The sequence below is a fragment of the Leptospira sanjuanensis genome, from assembly GCF_022267325.1.
In the GTDB taxonomy this organism is placed as follows: domain Bacteria; phylum Spirochaetota; class Leptospiria; order Leptospirales; family Leptospiraceae; genus Leptospira; species Leptospira sanjuanensis.
Genome location: NZ_JAIZBG010000001.1, coordinates 3,015,899 through 3,034,306, shown reverse-complemented (window position 1 = coordinate 3,034,306; position 18,408 = coordinate 3,015,899). Strand labels below are relative to the sequence as shown.

Below are 18,408 nucleotides of genomic sequence, written 5' to 3'. Positions count from 1 at the left end.
TTCAAAGACGGAACAAGAGTCCTCCCCAATAAAATCCGCCTCCGACGGCGGGTGTGAGGAATAAATCTCCTTTTTTAAACTTTCCTTTATAATAATATTCTGATAATACGATGGGGATCGAAGCGGCGGAAGTGTTTCCCACTCGTTCGAAGTTCATCAGGATTTTTTCCCTCGGAAACTTGGTCCGCTTGAGAACGTCCTGAACGACCACGTCCGTTCCCGGATGAGGAACGACCCAATCGATGTCGTCTACGGTCAGTCCGTTTTTTTCCAACAGAAGATCCATCGATTTGAGAGTAAGATCCGCCGCGTTGGTCACTAGTTCCGGATAACTTTTCACGTAACTCTGCGGCGGCGGTCCGGTTACGATGATCCCGGCCAAATCCCCGTCGTCCTGCAGAAAGGAATCGATGATTCCGAAATTTGGATCACCCGTATGTTCGAGAAAAACTCCCGCCGCCGCGTCTCCCGCCGTGAATTCTCCATAACCGCCCATGCGCGTTCTTACGGAAAACCGTTCGCTTCCGATCACGAGCGCGTTCTTAAATTTGCCCGAACCCAAATACGCGGAAGCGGTTTGAACTCCGTGAACGAATCCCGTGCAGGCGGTGCTTACGTCGAAAGCGAGTGCGTTTTTTGTTCCGGAAAGTTTGGACGCCTGAGGCGCGAGATCGGGTAGATAATAACGATCGGTCCAGTTCGCGAGAATGTAAAGATCCACCTCCTCCGGTTTTTTACCCGCGTCCTTCAGCGCCATTTCGGCGACTTGCGCCGCCATATACATGGCCGTTTCTTTTTCGTTCGCCCTTCTTCTTTCGTTGACTCCGATGTTTCCGATGACGGCTTTTTCTGCCGGATGCATTTCCGGAAATTTCAACCGCGAGCGGATCTCTTCGTTAGTCACGATCTGTTCGGGAAAGTAATGACCGAATCCGGTGATTCTTACTCCGTTCGACGTTAGATTTTTTCCGCTCATAAGGGTCCTCTAGTAAATTCAAATTTCATTTTATTATGGAAGTCTTGTATATACCATAAATTGTTCTATGTAAATCTTTTCCGGATCCAATTCCCTCAAAACAGTAAGTTCTTCCGCGGTTACGGGAGGTTCGTTTTTGAGAGGGACGTCCTCGTCCGGCGGAAGCCAGGAAGTAAAACGTAGCACCGCTTCTTCCGGTTCCATCTCCTCGTCCGAAGGAGGAGCGATCCAATGGGAGAATTCAAACACGTGATCCGAGTTCGGTTTTCTTTGGAATCTTCCGAACTGACAAACCGCTTCCATTACTCGATCTCCGACCGAAGTGATGTAGTTTACGTGTTTTACGAATCTTCCGCGGTTCGCTTTCGCGACTACGATACAATCCGCAACGGCAGCGATGTCGTTCGCGCCTCCCGAACCCACAAGAAATTTTCCCTTTGCGGTTTTCGTGGAGTTGATGTTGCCGAACCAATCCACTTCCGCCGCTCCTAACACTCCGAGACAATGATCGGGAACGACCGTGCCTAAGATGCTCGTGATGTCGGAAAGCATCGTACATTCTTTCGTATGCAATTGACTGAAAAGAAAAACGTCTCCCGTATGAGGTTTCATCGAATAGAAGCCGAGTTCCGTGATGACCTTTACGGAAATTCCTTCCTGTTCGAGAAAGCGGGCCGCTGTCCATGCGGAAATATGAGCCGCACCGATTCCCGCGAGAATCGTTTTGTAACCTTTGAGTTTGACGTATTCCTGAATCGCTCTCGCCGCAAGAATGATCATCTGCTCCGAGTCGTTGACCGTTTTCGGATCTTCGAGTTTGACCGCTTTGTTTTCTTCGGGAATCTGTTTTAACTTTCTGAGTCGTGTGCTTCCGAGACGATCCAGATATTCCTTATGACCGCCTTCGATGTTTACGAAATCCGAGTACCATTTTTCGGCGCGGGAAGGAACGTTGGCCGCTTCGTTGGCCTCGATCTGAAACTCGTAGTCGTCGAGATACGTGGAAAGACCTTCGAATGCGGAAACTCCCGGAAGATTATAAACGCGCAAAGATTGAGGATGTGCGCCGAATTCCGCGACGGAAATCGCCGTGACCCGATTGCCCGGAATCGTAACGAGTTCGGGGGGAATCGTTCCTTTCGGAACGATCTTTTCCACCGTCGCGACGACTCCTTTGGTTGCGGCAAGAGCTCCCCAGTATCCTTCTCCGCTCGGAGGACAAAGAACGAGATTTCCTTCTTCGTCGCCGACGACCGCGTGGATCAAAGTGAAGTCCGGGTTTAAGGGAAGAATATAAGCGAGATCGACTCCGCGTTTTCCTCTGTAGTTTTCCGCGGTAGAACCGTTCGGACCCGCCGAACGGTTTTGCGGATCGGGAAACAAGAACGCCGTTTTTCCGAGTTTGTCTAGAATGAGATCGCTTCCCAAAAGCGAGTTCGTGATAAAACCGGGAAGACGCATCGCGCCCGCCATCAATCTTTGAACGATGCTGAGCAGGGACCAAAGCTCCAGTTCGAACGGAGATCCTTCGAGTAAATTAGAATATAATGAATTAGGCGAGGGTTTCGGATAGTTGTCCCCCGCAAAACCGGTGATCATTCGCTTAACGATTTTCGCGATCGTAAGGGCGTGTGCGCTGGAATGAATTCCCGCCATACTGATGACGAACTCCGGATTCGTGTTTTGAAAACAACGTGCGAGAGAATAGATGAGAGCGTTGGGTCTGGACATGGTTGCGGAAAGATGCAAGTGCATGCCCGGACGCACGATTTCCCGGATCATCCCGTCCGGGTCGTTAAAGATCTTCGTATTTGCTTCCAATGATTCCAAGGTTTCCGATCAGCGTACGTTATGAGTTCTTTGTCATCCGTTCGGATCGTTTTCGCCTTCCGATCCGCATACGAGAAAAAGGGAAAAATCACAACCGGAAATGTTCCCTTTTTTCGAACTTCTGAATATTTTTATACGATCCGTTTTTCGACAAACAGCGCGTAGATCGTGACGCACGGCAATGGTGAAAGATCTTCTTTCAAGAATGTGCTCTAGCAAGAACTTTTTACCGAACAATTTAAAAACGGCGTCTTCTCAAAAAAGAAACTCGTCGACAACGGGAGAATTCTTCCGTTCGTCTCGAAGAAAAAAAATTCCGGAGCGAGGCTTTCGAAAACACAAACGGGAATTTCACTTCAAGACGGGCCTTTCGAAATCCGAAATTATAATGAGAAGGAAATTTATTTCCGTCGTCTTCGAATTTCCCTTATGTCGCAACGGGAGTTTTCGCGGCGGATTTCGAAATATCTATGACCGACATACAGATCGAATTTCCGGAGAAGTATTATTTCTCGACGGAGCTGGCGATCCGCAAAACGGATCTGGCTCTGGATATACACGTGTCCTTCGCTTCGATTCTGGACATCGTGATGGAGGCGCATCTCCAGTTCTTTCAGTATCTCGGATTTTCGGTAACGGATATTTACGGAAAGAGCATCATCTTTGCCAATGCGGGAATTCTCTATCAGGGAGAATTGCTTTACAACGACCGCGTCAAGATAGACGTCGTGTTGGACAATCTCGGCGAAAAATCCTTCGATCTGACGTTCCGTCTTTCCAAGGACGATCGAAGAGAAAAGGTTTCTCTTGTTAAGATTCGTGTTTTGTTTTTCGATTATTCCATCCGTAAAGTTGTGCCCGTTCCCGAAGGATTCCGTAAAATTTTTACGGAAGGAAAAATTCCTTCGTATACTTCTCCTCCCGTGGGAACCGATGCGGCGGAGAAGGAAAGCGCGAAATCTTCCGCAGCCGCGCAGATCCGCAGCTTTGACAAGTTGGAAGTGTTGCGTCTCGCTCACGATCTCATTTTGAAAGTATACTCGCTCGGAAACAGGATGGACGCGGTCAAACTCAAAGAACACGGACCTCTTCTCGAACACATCCGATCTGTTTCCGCTCTTCTTCCCGTGCGCATCGCAGGAGCTTGGGGAAGCAGAATCCTTTCCGAAAAGATCAAAAACATTCTCAAGGCGAAAGTCCATCTGGAAGAACTCCGTTATCTGCTCGTTCTCGTACAGGATCTGAAGGTTTCTTCGATCGAAAAGGAACTAGGCGATCTGGAAACGATCAACATACATCTGAAAAAATATCTTTCCCGGGTTCGCAACGGAAAGACGAGAAAGCTGATCTAAGTAAATTCTAAAATTTGAATATCATTTCGGAGAATTCCATGAGAGACAAAGTCGCGATGGTTACCGGAGGCAGCACCGGAATCGGAAAAGCAGTCGTACGGGAGTTTGTCTCGAAAGGCGTCAAAGTCGTGTTTTGCGGACGCAGACTCGACGAGGGAAAAAAACTCGAATCGGAAGTCCGTTCTCAAGGCGGGGACGTTCATTTCGTCGTTTGCGACGTGACTTCCGGGGAACAAGTGAAGAAGGTCGTCGATACCGCCGTGGAGAAATTCGGGAGATTGGATTTCGGAGTCAACAACGCGGGAATCATGGGAGTCAATCATCTCTTACACGAATATCCGGAAGACGTTTGGGATAACGTGGTGAACGTGAACCTCAAGGGCGCTTGGCTGTCGATGAAGTATCAAATCCCGGAAATCGTCAAGGCAGGGGGAGGGGCCGTCGTGAACGTTTCCTCCATCTCGGGAATCAACGGGGTCGTCGGAATCAATCCTTATTCGGCCGCCAAACACGGCGTTGTCGGATTAACAAAAAGCGCCGCTTTGGAATACGCAAAGAAGAATATTCGCATTAACGCGATTTGTCCGGGCGCGGTTAAAACCGAAATCCTGGACGAACTCTTTCATCTCGCCAAAGATCCGATCGAAGCGGAAAAGCAGTTGGTCAAGTTGCATCCCATGCACCGAATCGCAACGCCGGAAGAGATCGCAAAAACCGTACTCTGGCTCTGCGGAGAGGATTCCACTTTTATTACGGGGACGGCGATTCCGGTCGACGGCGGTTACTCCGCGAAATAGGGTTTTTTTGAAAACCTGTTGCAGAAAATTTTGGAATCAAAACATTAGAAACAGTCTATTTTCTAAAAAAAGAATTTGGCGAAGATTTGTTCTTGAAGTTCGCCGTTGACACATATTACTAATAGATTGTGGAGATTGTTTCAATTTCCAGTGTTTCTCCATGATTATTAACTACTTTGGAATAACGGAAAAGGGGAATTTTCGTTCGCATAACGAGGATTCTATGTACGTATCCGGTGAAATCGTAGCCGGGTCCGTATCGGGTTCTTTTTCCTCCGCAGGGATTCGTGATTCCGCGGCCTCTCCGTTGATTCTCGCGCTCGCAGACGGAATGGGCGGACATATCTCCGGTGAAATCGCAAGCCGCATGACGTTGGAAAAACTCGCGTGGATGGAACGGGCGATTCAGCCTTTGGAAGAACTGCCCCGCGCCGGTTGGCAGAACTTATTCCGCAAAATCAACCACGAGATCAACGATCACGCAAAGGCCACAGGAAGGCTGGGCATGGGAACCACGTTAGTCGGCGCTTTGTTCGGAAGAAGAAAGGTGCTCGTCTTCAATATGGGAGACAGCCGCGCCTATCATCTTTCCGCGCAAGGGGTTCACAAGATCACGGTGGATCATTCCTTTTCGGATACGGTCAAAGGACATTCTATTCCCCGAAGTTATATCACGAGTTGTATCGGAGGCGGTACTACCGACCTTCAGATGGATCTGTTCGACATCACCGGATCTCTGAACGAAGGAGATAGGATTCTTCTTTGTACGGACGGGCTGACCGATGTGATCAAGATCGACGATCTCGAAGAAATTCTGCGGAACGCGACGAACGCAAAAGAGGCTTGTTCTCATCTTTCGGAAGAAGCCAACCTAAGAATGACCAAGGACAATACTTCGGTCATCGTGATCGAAGTCAAAGAAATGGCGTTGTCGCACGCGGAACCTTGGAAGCTTACCCCAGGCGAAAGAAAACGGTAAGAGTAAAAAAGAAATCTCCGGTTTCCGTCGGCTCGAACGCGGAACGAAACGGAAAATCAGATTTTTTTAATATTTCCAAAAATCCCAAACCCGCACCTTTGCTGTCCTCCGGTCTTTCTCCTTTGATCTTTTCCTGATACAGTTCCTTTACTTCTTCTCCGGTCAGGGATAAAAAATGTTCCAGTTTGGTCCTCAGAACGGAAGCGGTTTCCGCGCTGAGAAAATTGGCGGTGGAGAGTTTGAGAATATGACTTTTTTCTTTTACGAGAATCAGTCCCACTCCGTAATCCCCTTCCTTTTCCAGAGAATAGTGACTGACGTTCTGCGCCATTTCCACGAACACATTGAGAATCTTGTTCTTTCGTTTTTCATTCGCGATCCTATCCTTGAGAATTTCCGTAAGACTTCCGAGGATTTCGTGCGTCACCGCGCCTTGGTAGTAAAGGACGGACTTTAACTTTTTGGAATGATCGTATTGTCTGTGCAGTCCGCCGTTTTTCATTCGGATTCCTTTAAAGAAGATCGGGAGCGGTGAGGCTTACGAAAGAAGACTGACTTCCGATCGCGAATGCCATCGAGATCGCGTTCCGCATCCGCACTTTTCTCGCTCCTTCGGTGATATGATCGTGGTCGCATTCGGGGTCCACGTCCTTGAGATTGATCGTAGGGCAGAGGGTCTGTTTTTCGAGCATGAGCGCGGTCGCCGCGACGTTGATGATTCCCGCCGCTCCGAACGTATGACCGAAAATCGGTTTGATCGAACCGAGAGGCGCCCATTTGTTTCGAGCGAGTCCGTTGTATAAAACCTTAAGAGCGCGGCTTTCCGCCATATCGTTGTTAATCGTCGCGGTTCCGTGTCCGCAGAAGTAGTCGATGTCTCCGAGACGAAGTCCGCTGATTTTCAAAAGACGATTCAAACCGGTCGCCGCTTTTTTACCGGTTAAGTCCATTCTCATCGCGTGATCGGCCTCGTTGTAACTGAAGGTTCCCAAGACTTCCGCGTAGATTTTCGCTCCTCTCGCGAGAGCGTGATCCATTCTTTCCATACAAAGAACGGCGGCGCCTTCTCCCAAGATAAAACCGTCCCGGTTGCGATCATACGGTTTGATCGCCGCCTTCGGATTGTCTTTTTCCGCAGACATGACCGAACTCGCCGGATCGGAATACATCATCATCAACGGTTTGATGAGAGGGAATTCGTGACCGCCCGCATACATCACTTCGGCTCTTCCTTTACGGATCGCCTGATAACAAAGACTGATTGCGTGATGACCTCCTACGCAAGCCGCGGTGATCGTTGTTACGAATCCTTGAATGTTTGCGTAGATCGCGGTGAGGTTGGTCGGATTGGAAGCCATAGAAGTCAAAACGGAATAACGATCGAAAACGCCGGAATTCTGTTCTTCGTGATAGAGTTTCCAGGCGTGTTCCCACCAAGCAAGAGACGCTCTTGAAGAAGAATCGATAAAGCCGACTTTGGATGGATCGACCGAATCCTTTTCGAGTTTTGCGTCTCTTCTCGCTTCCTCCATCGCAGCCATGATCGCGAAGGTTTCGCGGTTATAATTTTTTGCGTGTTTCTCGTTTAGATCGGGGAGAAATTTTTTCCAATCGAAGTTGTTCATCTCCGCGGCGACTTTGACGGGCATATCATCGGTGGGAAATCTCGTAATCCAATCGATTTGGGAATTCCCTTCGGAAAGATTTTTCCAAAACGTATCCACGGAATAGGTATTGGGGAGAACGACTCCGATCCCCGTAATCACAACCCTCGAATTTTTATTAACTTTCGTTTTGTCCATATTCTCTTTGTATTTCTCTCGGATCTTTAAACGCGCATAACGCTTTTTCGGGATGCGAATTTCCCGGGAACGGAATCCGAATTTCGTCAAGAAAGTATTCTTAGTTGTTCCGACAAACTTTTACCGCGTTTTAAGAAATTCACATTCGAATTTCATCGTTTCACTAAAAGGAAGGTTCCGATTTAGGAAAGAACTTTCAAGTACGACATTGGACGGTAAAAATCAAATCAAAAAAACCGTATATTCCTTTTTTGCCTCTTGGCTCGATGAAAGGCCGAGGGAGGGGAGTTCCCGCAAAAATCGACGTTCCCTCGTAAATCTTTCCGAAGGAGTTCCCACAATTTCAGAGAAGAATGCAAGAATATCCTAAAGTTCGATATTTCTCGAGAACGTGGGAACTCTTACAAAGCGTAAAATCGGTCGTCGATCGATCCGGAATTCGCGAAAGTGTGGGAACTCTTACGATGATCCGCCTGATTCGTGTTTTTCGGGAAATCCGGAAATCCCGACCGGGGACATATAAAGTCGGAACTCAGCGCCTCACTCCCTAAGCGCCGCCTCGTAAGAAGACGCTTGCTGAGTTCGGTCGTTCGGATAAACTCAATGCCTCGCTCCCTATGGGTCGTGAGGATAAACTCAATGCCTCACTCCCTATGGGTCGTGAGGATAAACTCAATGCCTCACTCCCTATGGGTCGTTCGGCAGGATCTTGGTTTTCTCAACTTTGTTGAGAGCCTTCGATAATACGCTCCGCTATCTCAGGCTATTTCGCTCCCTATGGGTCGCGAAATATGTAATAAAAAAAGTTACAAAATGCTTGCCAAATAATCGGAAGAGGAAAAGCTAGAGTCGTCGGATAAACTCAGTGCCTCGCTTCCTAAGCGCCGCCTTGCAAGAAGGCGCTTGCTGAGTTCGGTCGTGAGGATAAACTCAGTGCCTCACTCCCTATGGGTCGTGAGGCAGGATCGCGGAATTCCGGAGGAGAATGTCATGTGGAACGAAACTCTTTTCGAACAAAAGAAAAAAGCCTTGGAAGGGTTCGGGGTCTTATCAAAAAAATCGATTTCCCGATTTATGGAGAATTTAAGGACACAAGACGAATGGCAGCTGCACCGGATCAATCCGATCCGTTTCGCAAAGGACAATGGATTTGAAACCGGAGAAGCGTTGGATCTTTTTCTTCACGCGGGAAAGATCGGCCTTCTGGATTTCGCATACAACATGATTTGTCCTGCCTGCGGAGGAGTGACTTCTTCCCATACTTCTTTGGATCAGATCGAGGAAAAAAGTTTTCACTGTTATATTTGCAATCTCGACGTGCCGACCACTCTGGACGATCAGGTGGAAGTCAGTTTTTCGGTGAATTCTTCCCTGAGAAAACAGAATCTCAATCCGTTGACGGACGCACAGACTTATCTCAAATATCATATTTCGAGCAACTTTCATAAGTCGAAGGAACTTCTGGATTTTATTTCTTCAAACACGCGCGAACTTGTAGTGATCGAACCCGGAGCGACCCGCACGATTCTACTCGACGCGACGAACGTTCCCGCGTATCAATTCAGTTCGGTGGAGAATAATTCGGCGGTATTTTTGTATTTCGACGAGAAGGAAACGACTCCGGATCGAATCGTGGATCTGAGTCTGCTGCCGACCGGATTCACTCCGATCGAACTTCATCTTTCTCCCGGGGAATACGAAGTTAAGATTTCCAATCGTACGATCGCGAAGGCCGGATTCTTGGTCATTCGACCGAACTCCAAAAGAATATTAGAAATCATTGATAAACATCCCACGGTGATCGAACCGTTTTTGACGGCGAAGATGCTTTTGAACAACCAGACCTTCCGCGAATTGTTCCGCGTTCAACAGCTCAGCAACAAACTGAATCTGAACGTAAAAAGTCTTACGATCCTTTTTACGGATCTGAGAGGATCGACCGAGATGTACGACAAGGCCGGGGACATTCTCGCGTATCGATTGGTGCAGGAACATTTCCGTCTACTTTCCGAAACCGTGAAAAAACACAACGGGGCGATCGTAAAAACGATGGGAGACGCGATCATGGCGACCTTTTCCAGTCCGATCGAAGGATTGTTCGCGTCGCTGGAAATGATGTCGCGCATCGATCGCATGAACGAAGAATTCAAGGAACACGGACATGAGATCGGTTTAAAAGTCGGTTTAAACGAAGGACCGGCGCTTGCGGTCGTCAACGACGAACGACTGGATTACTTCGGACAAAGCGTGAACATCGCGGCTCGCGTGCAGGCGCTTGCGTCCGCCGGAGAAATCTGGGTGACGGAGCCGATTCTTTCCAGCCCCGGAATCCGCGAAGAATTGATTCAAAGAGGATACGAAGCCGAAAGACACGAAGCCTCTCTTAAGGGAGTGGGGCAAAAAGCAACCGTGCATAAACTTTTTAAAACCGAAGACCAAAGGGAGTTTGCGAACGCGATTTAGAAAAAATTTATTTTCAAAAAGAACGGGCGGTTCATTCTCTTGCTTTTAAAAAGGATAGGGTTATGAACCGTATAAAAAAGAGTTTGTTCGTTTCGATCGCGGCGTTGATTTTCGCAGCGAATTGCGGAAAAGGGTCCGGCGGGAATCTTGCGGCCGAAATGCAGGCGCTTGCTACTAAATCCAAGGAAATCACCTGCGCGAAAACCGTGGAATGCGCTCAGGAACAATTCAGTAAGATGCCCGAGTCTCAGAAGAAGTTTATTCCTCCCATGCTTCAAAGTAAAGAAGCCTGTCTGACTTCGATGGAAGAAAGCGCGGCGGCTCAAAGAGCGAAGACCGGAGCGAAAGAGGAAGACGAGTGGAAGAACGCGACTCCCGAAAAGATCCAAGCAGCTAAGGATTGTTTGGCGGTGATCGAAAAGACGAGCTGTGCGGAGATGATGTCTCCGAACAATCCGATCCAAAAATCGGAATCTTGTCAGTTTTTAGCTAAGAAGTAATTTCGTTGAATCGAAGTTCGGCGAAGAAATTCGTCCGGACTTCGCAGTTCTTTTATTGAATCGGTTTTTCGATCGGATCGGATTTTAGTTTTGTTTGCAGCAGAATTGAACCGCTTTGACTAGCTCGTCCGAGTTCCACGGTTTGGAAATGATCGTGAAAGTTCCCGCTTCTTCCTTTACCCGTTCCGAAACGCCTTCTTCGAGATGACCGGTCACTAAAATCGAACGGATATGCGGATACTTTCGATGAACCTGAATCAGAAAGTCGTCTCCGTTGACTCCCGGCATCAGCCAATCGGAAAGAATCAAAACCACCTTCGTTCCTTTCGAAATCAGATCGTCTATCACTTCCAGACCTTCGTCCGAGTCTTGTGCCGTTTCAAAGATGAATTCGTGTCCGAGTTTGTTTTTCAGTTCCTGCACTAAGGAAAGAAGAATGATCGGTTCGTCGTCCACGCAGAGAATCACGTTGGGTTCTTTTTCTAAAGTCAACTGAAAGTACCGTCCTTGGAATACGTTAGGCGCTCTTGAGCCATACGCTGAATTTTGTGCGGCCCGGCGAACTTTCGAATTCGATCCTTCCACCGAGATTATCGATTATTTTTTTGCAGATGTCAAGCCCCAGCCCCATTCCTTCTCCCTGTTTTTTGGTCGTAAAGAAAGGATCGAAAATCTTACCTTGAATCTCTTGAGGGATTCCCGCGCCGGAATCGGTCCAGGAGACCACGATCCAGGAATCCTCTTCGTGGATCGAGATTTCAATCTTTCCTTTGTAGTTCATGGCTTGAAGACCGTTGTTCAAAAGGTTGATCCAAACCTGGTTCAGTTTGTCCGCGTCCCCCAGACATTTTTTGGAAGTCCGGTAGTCCTTAACGATTTCGACTCCGTATCTTATTTTATTATGATATAGTACTAGAATATTTTCGATCTCGGTGTGAAGGTCCACGCTTTCCGGCCCGCCTTCCTTTTCCTCCTTGGAAGGACGCAGGTAATTCTTTAGGGCGTTTACGACTCGGGAAGCTTTGCTCGTCGCAATCGAGATGACGTTGCTCACTCGTACGATCGTGATAAACGAAGAGACCGCCGTTAAGATCTCGAGCGCTTTCGAAGTTTGGATGAGAGAAATCAGATCGTCGCCCATATCGTGAAGACCCAGATCCGCCGCGAGATTTGCGATCCTATACGAATTGGAAATTCCGGCGGCTTCCAAACGACGGGTTAATTCCTGACGAATTCCCCGATTGGAAAGAATCGCGGATTCGGAAACGTGTTTCAAAGCCTCTTCCAGGATGGCGCTGAACTTCTTTGTGTCTTCCTCGTCCAAATTGGAAAGAAGGCTCGGTATATTTTTCAGTTCGTTTTGAACCACTTCGAGTATGGATCGGGACGACGAAGAGATCGCGCCGAGAGGCGTGTTGAGTTCGTGCGTAATTCCGGCGGCTAATTGACCGAGCGCCGCGAGTTTTTCCGAAAGCAAAAGCTGGTTTTGTGTGTCCTTCAGATTTCGCATTAATTTTTCGAGTTCGTCCACGGCCTGCGTGAGGTCTTCGTTGGACTTGGCGAGTTCCGCCGTTCTCGTTTCGACTTTCTTTTCAAGATTCGAGTTGAGTTCGAGAATGATCGCTTCGTTTTGTTTGCTTCTCGTTTGATTGACGACGAAGATCGTTCCGAGTCCGATCAGGATCGCGATCGTGGAAAAGAGAATCATATCCGCGCCGCTTTCGGTCTGACTGACCGGGATGCTGACTTCTAGAACACCTCGAACGTCTCCGACTTTCCAATCTTTTTTAGGAGATTCCGGATGAGTATTGTGACATTGAACGCAGGAAGCCTGCATACGGTCCGCGAGCGCATAACGAATGTAAGGTTGTCCGTCGATTTCCCTAAAAACGTAGATCGGATTTCCGGGATTTCGTTTTAAACGGTATAAAGCTTCCCTTTGAAATTCGTCCAAGCCGTTCGGTTTTGACCGATTCGGAAACGGGTAATCGCTGAATAACTCGACTCGGATTCCTTCGAACCGATCGGTGAGATGTGCGCCGAATTCTTTGACGAAGGTCGCGGGAAGAGGAATACTTTTTGCGACGGCTTTGTATTTATAGGTGACTTCGGTATGTTCGCGCAAAGCCTTGCTGACGATGTTGTCCGAATAATATACGCGAAGCGCGAGCATTTGATCCGCGATCGATTTCACGTTTCGGATCGAAACGGTTTCCGTATTCTTTTTTTGATAATAAAAAAGAAGAACGCCTAACAGGACGATCAACAGAATACAACCTAGAACGAAAGGAAGAATGATCCGCGTTTCTATTTTAAAAAAGCGCACCGCGGACCAGGGAAAGGAAAGTTTTGTTTCGTTCATGTTTTTCGCCAATATTCTTCCCAGAATATATTATACGAAAAACGGGATACTTTCCCATTGGATTTCGGGTTTTTTATTCCTCGCTTTCTTCTTCGATGACTTCGGATTCCTTAAGGGAAAATTCCGCTTTTCCGAGTCCGCGTTTCCTTCTGTCCACGATCCAATACAAATAAAGAATCACGGCGAACACGCTCTGTAGAACGAATTGCGTAAGGTGGACGGTTGTCGCGTAGAACAAACCTTCCGAAGCTTTTCTTCCCATCAAAACGAAGGAGGAGGTGACCGAAGCGTGGAATACTCCCGCGCCGGAAGGCGCGGACGGAACCATCACACCGACCGCACCGGCGAACATGATGAATACGATTCCCGGATAACTCATTGGAATTCCCACAAGTTTAAGAAGAATTCCGTAACTGAGCGCGTATCCGATCAACCAGGTAAGCGCCGTTAAAATTGCGGGAACGATAAAACGTTTTAAAACTAAAAAGTTTCCGAGGTCTCGGATGTAATGCGCGAGTTTATGGAGAAACCAATCTTTCTTACCCGCAAGGCCCGCGATCCAAGCCAGAATGTCGATGATCGTCTCGTTTAAAAAACGAACCGCGATAAGTCCGACAAAAATTCCCACGATGACGAGGGAAGAAATGATAAAGAACGTATCGCTGCCTTCGTCTTTGATTCCCAGAAACATGAGCGCGCAGATTCCCGCGGAGAAGATAAACGAAAAATCCAGAACCTTTTCGATGAAGAGAGCGGTGACGAGCGTCGGATATTGAAGATCGGATTCTTTTTTGCAAAAATATAAACGGAAGATATCTCCGCCCCGCGCCGGCAGAAACATGTTCGCGCCGACTCCGATAAACGAGGAAAGAAGAGCGTAACGGAAACGGATTTGTTTTCCCATCAGAAGATGCCATCTCCAGGAAAAAAGGATCAAACCCCAAATCGAAGAGATACAAAAGGGAATCAGATAAAACGGTTCCCAGCGTTCCTGAATTCTTGCGAACTCGCCTAGATCCAGTTTGGAAAATAAAAATCCGAGAGCGACGACGCTGACGATCACTCCCAATAAAATTCGTTTCAATGTGTTGTTCCTTGTTTAAACTCTCAACCCGGAGGCCAGATCATCCGTCGTTCCGCCAAAAGATGAAAATGAATGTGAAAGACCGTCTGTCCTCCGTTTTTCCCCGTGTTGTTTACGATTCTGTAACCGTTTTCTGCGATTCCCAGTTCCTTTGCGGTGTCGCGCATTCTAAGAAGAATGTTTCCGAGCAAGGATGCGTCTTCGTTTTCGACGTGTGCGAGAGACGTTACGTGTTTTTTCGGGATAAAAACGATATGTACGGGCGCCTGCGGAGTTATATCATGAAATGCTAATATTTCCTCGTCTTCAAACGCGATTTTTGCGGGAATTTCCTTACGGACGATTTTGCAGAAGATACAATCGGGGTCGTTCATTCGTGATTCTCCATACAAAGCGCGGCGGCGCCTAAGGCTCCGGATACGTTTCCTCCGGGCAGGATTTGTGTGTATGTTCGAAAGATCGGAAAGATGATTTCCTGGATTCTTTGTCGAAGAGGATTCCCGAAAAGATCCCAGGATTTTACGAGCCCTCCGGTGAATACGATCTTTTCGGGATTGATCGTATGAATCAGTGTTCTGCACAGTTGGGCGAGGGCGTCGATTCCTTCGTTTAACAATGCCACGGCGGTCGCTTCTCCCTTGCGGCTTTTGTCGAAGAATTCCTCCGCGGAACCGAGCGTCTGTCCGGTTTGCTCCTTGTATCGATGTAAGAATCCGCTCGCGCTGAAATACGCTTCGGTGCAGCCTCTTTGTCCGCAGCCGCACAAGGAGCCGTTCGGGAAATAAGTGACGTGACCCGCTTCCATTCCGCTTCCTTTGTAGCCGCCGAACAATTTTCCCTGATACACCCAACCTCCGCCGAGTCCCGTTCCTAAGGTAAGAATGACGAGATTCGTGGAATTCTTACCCAATCCGAAACGATATTCGCCGAGGGCGGCAAGATTTGCGTCATTATTATAATATACCGGAATTTGAAAGTTCTTCTTGAGATGATCTACGAGAGCCACGTTTTTGAGAAGGGGAAGATTGGCTGATTCGATGAGAATTCCGCTATCGGAATCGATGGGTCCCGGACTTCCGATGCCTACCGCCGTAAGGGAATCGTCTTTCATTTCGGAAACGATATTGCAGAGAGAATCGAGGAATTGTTTTTCGTCCGTTTCCGCACCGGTTGCGCGCGACGTGCTTTTTAAAACCGTTCCTTGCGTATCGACGAGACTTGCCTTGATGCTTCCGGCTCCGATGTCGATTCCGAGATAGGATTTCATTTTACCACCCGGGTAAACGCTCCCTCTCTCATTTCGTAGATCGTTTTTGCGTCGAATGCGAGATTCATATCATGAGTCACTAATAGAATCGTAAGTCCTCTGGAATTGAAATCGTAGAGAAGATTGCGCACGAGTTCGCTGTTCTCCGGGTCCAAATCTCCCGAAGGTTCGTCCGCAAGAAGAAGTTCCGGTTCGTTGATAAGCGACCGTGCGATCGCGGTCATTTGGATTTGTCCGCCCGAAAGTTTACTCGGATAACTTTTGCGGATCGATTCGAGATGAAGACTGGAGATCAGATATTCGCATTTTTCCAAATATTCCTTTTGGCTGAACTTTCCCACGAGAAGCGCGGGAAGAAGAATGTTCTCCTCTACGTCTAGGTGAGGAAGCAATTCCGAAAACTGAAAGATGAGTCCTATGTTTCTCGCGCGGAAATTGGCGAGCGAGCCCTTTCCCATTTCGCTGACCTTGGTCGTGTCAAAGTAGACTTCTCCGCTGGAACTGGACAACATTCCGGTGATCATGGAAAGCAGAGTGGTTTTTCCGGAACCGGACGGGCCTACGATTGCGACATAGTCGGATTGGTTCATGTCGAAGGAAACTCCGTTGACGGCCTTCGATTTTCCGTATTCTCGCGAAAGATCGTTGATGCGAAGAATCATTTGCCCCTCCGAATCGACCGGTATGGATCTAAAAAGGTGAGAATCAAGGCGATCGCCGCTCCGATTCCCGAGATCAAGGCAATCAGAATCAGAAACGCTTTCAGGTAATCGAGGAGGCTCGAACCTTCGGAAACCCAGGGTGGAAAAAACACCGTAGCGATTACGCTTAGGAGAAATCCGAGTCCGTGAAGAATCCAGAGTTCCGCCACCAAAAGCCGTACGGTTCCGATCCGATTTCCCCCGACCGCCATCATAATCCCCGCGTCGGAAGTGCGTAGAAGGGTTCGGGTAATCGCCATAAATGTCAAAGCGGCCGCGCTCAGCAATAAAACCAACTGTGGATAATTCCGGAAGAGTTCGATACTAGAAGGGTTAGAGGGAACCTTATCCATCCGAAGCAGAAAGATCCCGAAGATCAGAAAAAAACAAAATAAAACGGAAAATCCTATATGAAGAATACTGATTGTAATATCGCGTTTTACAATAGAATACGCAAATCTGAAGTAGGTAAGTTTTCCCATCTGGTTTTCGTTTCTGTAAAAAGTAGGATTTTATCCCAAGTTCGGGCAAATCCCGGATCCATTCTCAGGATTTTATCCATTTACTAACCGGAACCTGAAAGAAAAACAAAAAAAATGATCTTCGTCATTCTTGTAGCAATTGGAATCATTCTGATCGTTGCGTTTGGATCCTTTCTGATCCAGACCAAGAAAGACGCTTACGAAAAGGCCCTAGCCCTCGCCGCCATGGGGAATTACGTGGATGCGCGAGTTATCATTCGGGACATTTTGGACAGTTCTCCCTCGAATGTACGAGCCCACTATGTGATCGCGAAAATCTACGCGATGGAAGGGGATACGACCAACGAGGCTCGGCATCTCGAGAAAATCAAAAAGATCGGAACCTACGAAAAGGGGATCAACGAGGTCGCGGTTTCCAACCGGATTGCGGATATTTATTACCAACAGGATTTATTCGAAGAAGCTCTCTTTCACTATTTGGATACCGTAACGATCGATCCGGAAAACGTGGAAGCGAATATTCGAATCGGATTTATGGCCTTGGGGCAAAAGGAATTTGCGATTGCCGATCGATTCTTAGGAAAGATTTCCAACGATAAGATTAAGAACGCTTCCATCTTTATCGGAAAGGGTGTGATTGCCGCGGTGTTGCGGAAAGGAAATCCGGTTGAATTCTTCGCGAAGGCGTATGAGTTGGACCCGGCTTCTCCCGTGGGCGGATTTTTATATGCGTTGAGTTTAGCGAGGGACGGGAAATATGAAGAAGCGGTTAAGGTCGCCAACTCGGTCGCGGATCTTATCGAAGACGATTATGTGCGTTATACGATCTTTCAGTTTTTGATGTGTTGTTTTATTCTCCAGAGAAATTTGGGAGAAGGTTTGAAACACGCGAGGCTTTGTATGGAGATGGCGCGGAACAGCGGTTGGAAACAGGAGATGATCGACTCGGACGTTTACTTTTCCCTGTTGGCCGTGAAACTCGGTAAGCTGGAAGAAGCCAGCGAATATCTCATCGAAGCCGAGTCCGAACGAATCGACGACAGAAGAATTTTGGAACTTGCGAACTATAAATTCCAGTTGGAGACGAAACGAACGGACCCCGCTAAGGCGCAGAGCGGATTCTCCTTGGACGAAGAGATCGGGAGAATTTTCGGAGAACTCTTTCCGGTCGAACGTTTTTACGAACTTTCGGGACTCAAGTCTTCCAAGTCCTTTCATATCAAAGGGATCTTGGACGACCAAGGCAACAAACTTCTTGCCGACGTTTCTAAGATCGGCGTCGGTGTGCTGGATCATTATAGACAATTGAAAGGCGTCGAGTTCAAGAATCTTTGCGTACGGATCGTGATGGCTCTGAATTATACGGTGAGCCGCGAGGTTCCGAATAAAGAAGGGGACGGTCTGAATCTTACCGGTTTAAATAAGACGGATAAGGAGACTCGTTCTTTGTTTAAGTTTCGCAAATGGAAGGACGCGAAGATCTCCGATATTTTTCTGCGGGATACGATCGGGCAGATCAAAGAGTTGGGCGTGGATAAAGCCTTTATCATCGGTGATGCGGAGTTCACCGAAGGTGCAAAACGTTTTCTTACGGATAATTCTTCGTTATTGAACGTGATTTACGGTAAGGACTTGGAAGAGCTTTTGAAGAAGGCTCTTCGTTTGGAAGCAAAGGGCGCTTAACGCGGGATGCGTTTAGGGCTTTTTGTTTTGTCGGTTTTGGGGTCGGGAGTCGACGGGTTCGTTTCCGATTTATGGTTTTGTTGTCGGGACATGTCTTCCCTCTTGTTCGCTGAGATTTTTTGAAAAACGT

General features: G+C 47.8%; 17 protein-coding genes. 6 read left to right on the top strand and 11 right to left on the bottom strand.

Annotated features, from left to right (window positions below; all coding sequences use genetic code 11):
* Nucleotide 1: 1 nt before the first annotated feature.
* Nucleotides 2-976 (bottom strand): ketoacyl-ACP synthase III, encoded by a 975-nt coding sequence (locus tag LFX25_RS13680; protein ID WP_238730733.1) that lies wholly within the window; start codon nt 974-976, stop codon nt 2-4.
* A gap of 33 nt (nt 977-1,009) precedes the next feature.
* Nucleotides 1,010-2,797, bottom strand: a complete 1,788-nt coding sequence (locus LFX25_RS13675; protein ID WP_238731604.1) for a CoA-transferase — start codon at nt 2,795-2,797, stop codon at nt 1,010-1,012.
* Nucleotides 2,798-3,276: 479 nt separating this feature from the next.
* On the opposite strand from LFX25_RS13675, the gene LFX25_RS13670 reads away from it, so the two are divergent.
* The 3 genes from LFX25_RS13670 (at nt 3,277) to LFX25_RS13660 (ending at nt 5,934) form a co-directional block, all read left to right on the top strand.
* Nucleotides 3,277-4,158, top strand: coding sequence for an acyl-CoA thioesterase (locus tag LFX25_RS13670; protein WP_238730732.1), 882 nt, complete (start codon nt 3,277-3,279; stop codon nt 4,156-4,158).
* Nucleotides 4,159-4,196: 38 nt separating this feature from the next.
* Nucleotides 4,197-4,955, top strand: a complete 759-nt coding sequence (locus tag LFX25_RS13665) for an SDR family NAD(P)-dependent oxidoreductase (RefSeq protein ID WP_238730731.1) — start codon at nt 4,197-4,199, stop codon at nt 4,953-4,955.
* A 160-nt stretch (nt 4,956-5,115) separates the two neighbouring features.
* Nucleotides 5,116-5,934, top strand: coding sequence for a PP2C family protein-serine/threonine phosphatase (locus LFX25_RS13660; protein ID WP_238730730.1), 819 nt, complete (start codon nt 5,116-5,118; stop codon nt 5,932-5,934).
* On the opposite strand, the gene LFX25_RS13655 is transcribed toward LFX25_RS13660, so the two are convergent.
* Nucleotides 5,909-6,436, bottom strand: a complete 528-nt coding sequence (locus tag LFX25_RS13655) for a SiaB family protein kinase (protein ID WP_238730729.1) — start codon at nt 6,434-6,436, stop codon at nt 5,909-5,911. The two genes, LFX25_RS13660 and LFX25_RS13655, sit on opposite strands and share 26 nt — an antisense overlap.
* Before the next feature lie 10 nt (nt 6,437-6,446).
* Nucleotides 6,447-7,736, bottom strand: a complete 1,290-nt coding sequence (locus LFX25_RS13650) for a beta-ketoacyl-[acyl-carrier-protein] synthase family protein (protein ID WP_238730728.1) — start codon at nt 7,734-7,736, stop codon at nt 6,447-6,449.
* Nucleotides 7,737-8,726: 990 nt separating this feature from the next.
* Between LFX25_RS13650 and LFX25_RS13645 the strand changes: the two genes are divergently transcribed.
* Together LFX25_RS13645 and LFX25_RS13640 are read left to right on the top strand one after the other, a co-directional pair.
* Nucleotides 8,727-10,199, top strand: coding sequence for an adenylate/guanylate cyclase domain-containing protein (locus LFX25_RS13645; protein WP_238731603.1), 1,473 nt, complete (start codon nt 8,727-8,729; stop codon nt 10,197-10,199).
* Between the two features lie 62 nt (nt 10,200-10,261).
* The gene (locus LFX25_RS13640) at nt 10,262-10,699 is read left to right on the top strand and encodes an LA_2478/LA_2722/LA_4182 family protein (protein ID WP_238730727.1); all 438 of its coding nucleotides are present in this window, start codon (nt 10,262-10,264) and stop codon (nt 10,697-10,699) included.
* 84 nt (nt 10,700-10,783) lie between these two features.
* On the opposite strand, the gene LFX25_RS13635 is transcribed toward LFX25_RS13640, so the two are convergent.
* The 7 genes from LFX25_RS13635 to LFX25_RS13605 form a co-directional block, all read right to left on the bottom strand.
* Nucleotides 10,784-11,191: a response regulator gene (locus LFX25_RS13635; RefSeq protein ID WP_238730726.1), complete on the bottom strand. Its 408-nt coding sequence runs from the start codon at nt 11,189-11,191 to the stop codon at nt 10,784-10,786.
* A 25-nt stretch (nt 11,192-11,216) separates the two neighbouring features.
* Complete coding sequence (locus LFX25_RS13630; protein ID WP_238730725.1) at nt 11,217-13,061, bottom strand: ATP-binding protein; 1,845 nt, start codon at nt 13,059-13,061, stop codon at nt 11,217-11,219.
* 73 nt (nt 13,062-13,134) lie between these two features.
* Entirely contained in the window at nt 13,135-14,145 is a 1,011-nt protein-coding gene (locus LFX25_RS13625) for a lysylphosphatidylglycerol synthase transmembrane domain-containing protein (protein ID WP_238730724.1), read from the bottom strand.
* Between the two features lie 23 nt (nt 14,146-14,168).
* Nucleotides 14,169-14,519, bottom strand: a complete 351-nt coding sequence (locus tag LFX25_RS13620) for a histidine triad nucleotide-binding protein (RefSeq protein WP_238730723.1) — start codon at nt 14,517-14,519, stop codon at nt 14,169-14,171.
* On the bottom strand, nt 14,516-15,412 hold the full coding sequence (locus LFX25_RS13615; protein WP_238730722.1) for an ROK family protein: 897 nt from the start codon (nt 15,410-15,412) through the stop codon (nt 14,516-14,518). Before LFX25_RS13615 ends, LFX25_RS13620 begins: the two co-directional genes overlap by 4 nt.
* A complete protein-coding gene (locus tag LFX25_RS13610; protein ID WP_238730721.1) occupies nt 15,409-16,074 on the bottom strand; it encodes an ABC transporter ATP-binding protein in 666 nt (221 codons plus the stop codon). Before LFX25_RS13610 ends, LFX25_RS13615 begins: the two co-directional genes overlap by 4 nt.
* Nucleotides 16,071-16,595, bottom strand: coding sequence for an ABC transporter permease (locus tag LFX25_RS13605; RefSeq protein WP_238730720.1), 525 nt, complete (start codon nt 16,593-16,595; stop codon nt 16,071-16,073). Before LFX25_RS13605 ends, LFX25_RS13610 begins: the two co-directional genes overlap by 4 nt.
* Before the next feature lie 114 nt (nt 16,596-16,709).
* Between LFX25_RS13605 and LFX25_RS13600 the strand changes: the two genes are divergently transcribed.
* Nucleotides 16,710-18,278: a tetratricopeptide repeat protein gene (locus LFX25_RS13600; protein WP_238730719.1), complete on the top strand. Its 1,569-nt coding sequence runs from the start codon at nt 16,710-16,712 to the stop codon at nt 18,276-18,278.
* The last annotated feature ends 130 nt before the right edge of the window (nt 18,279-18,408 follow it).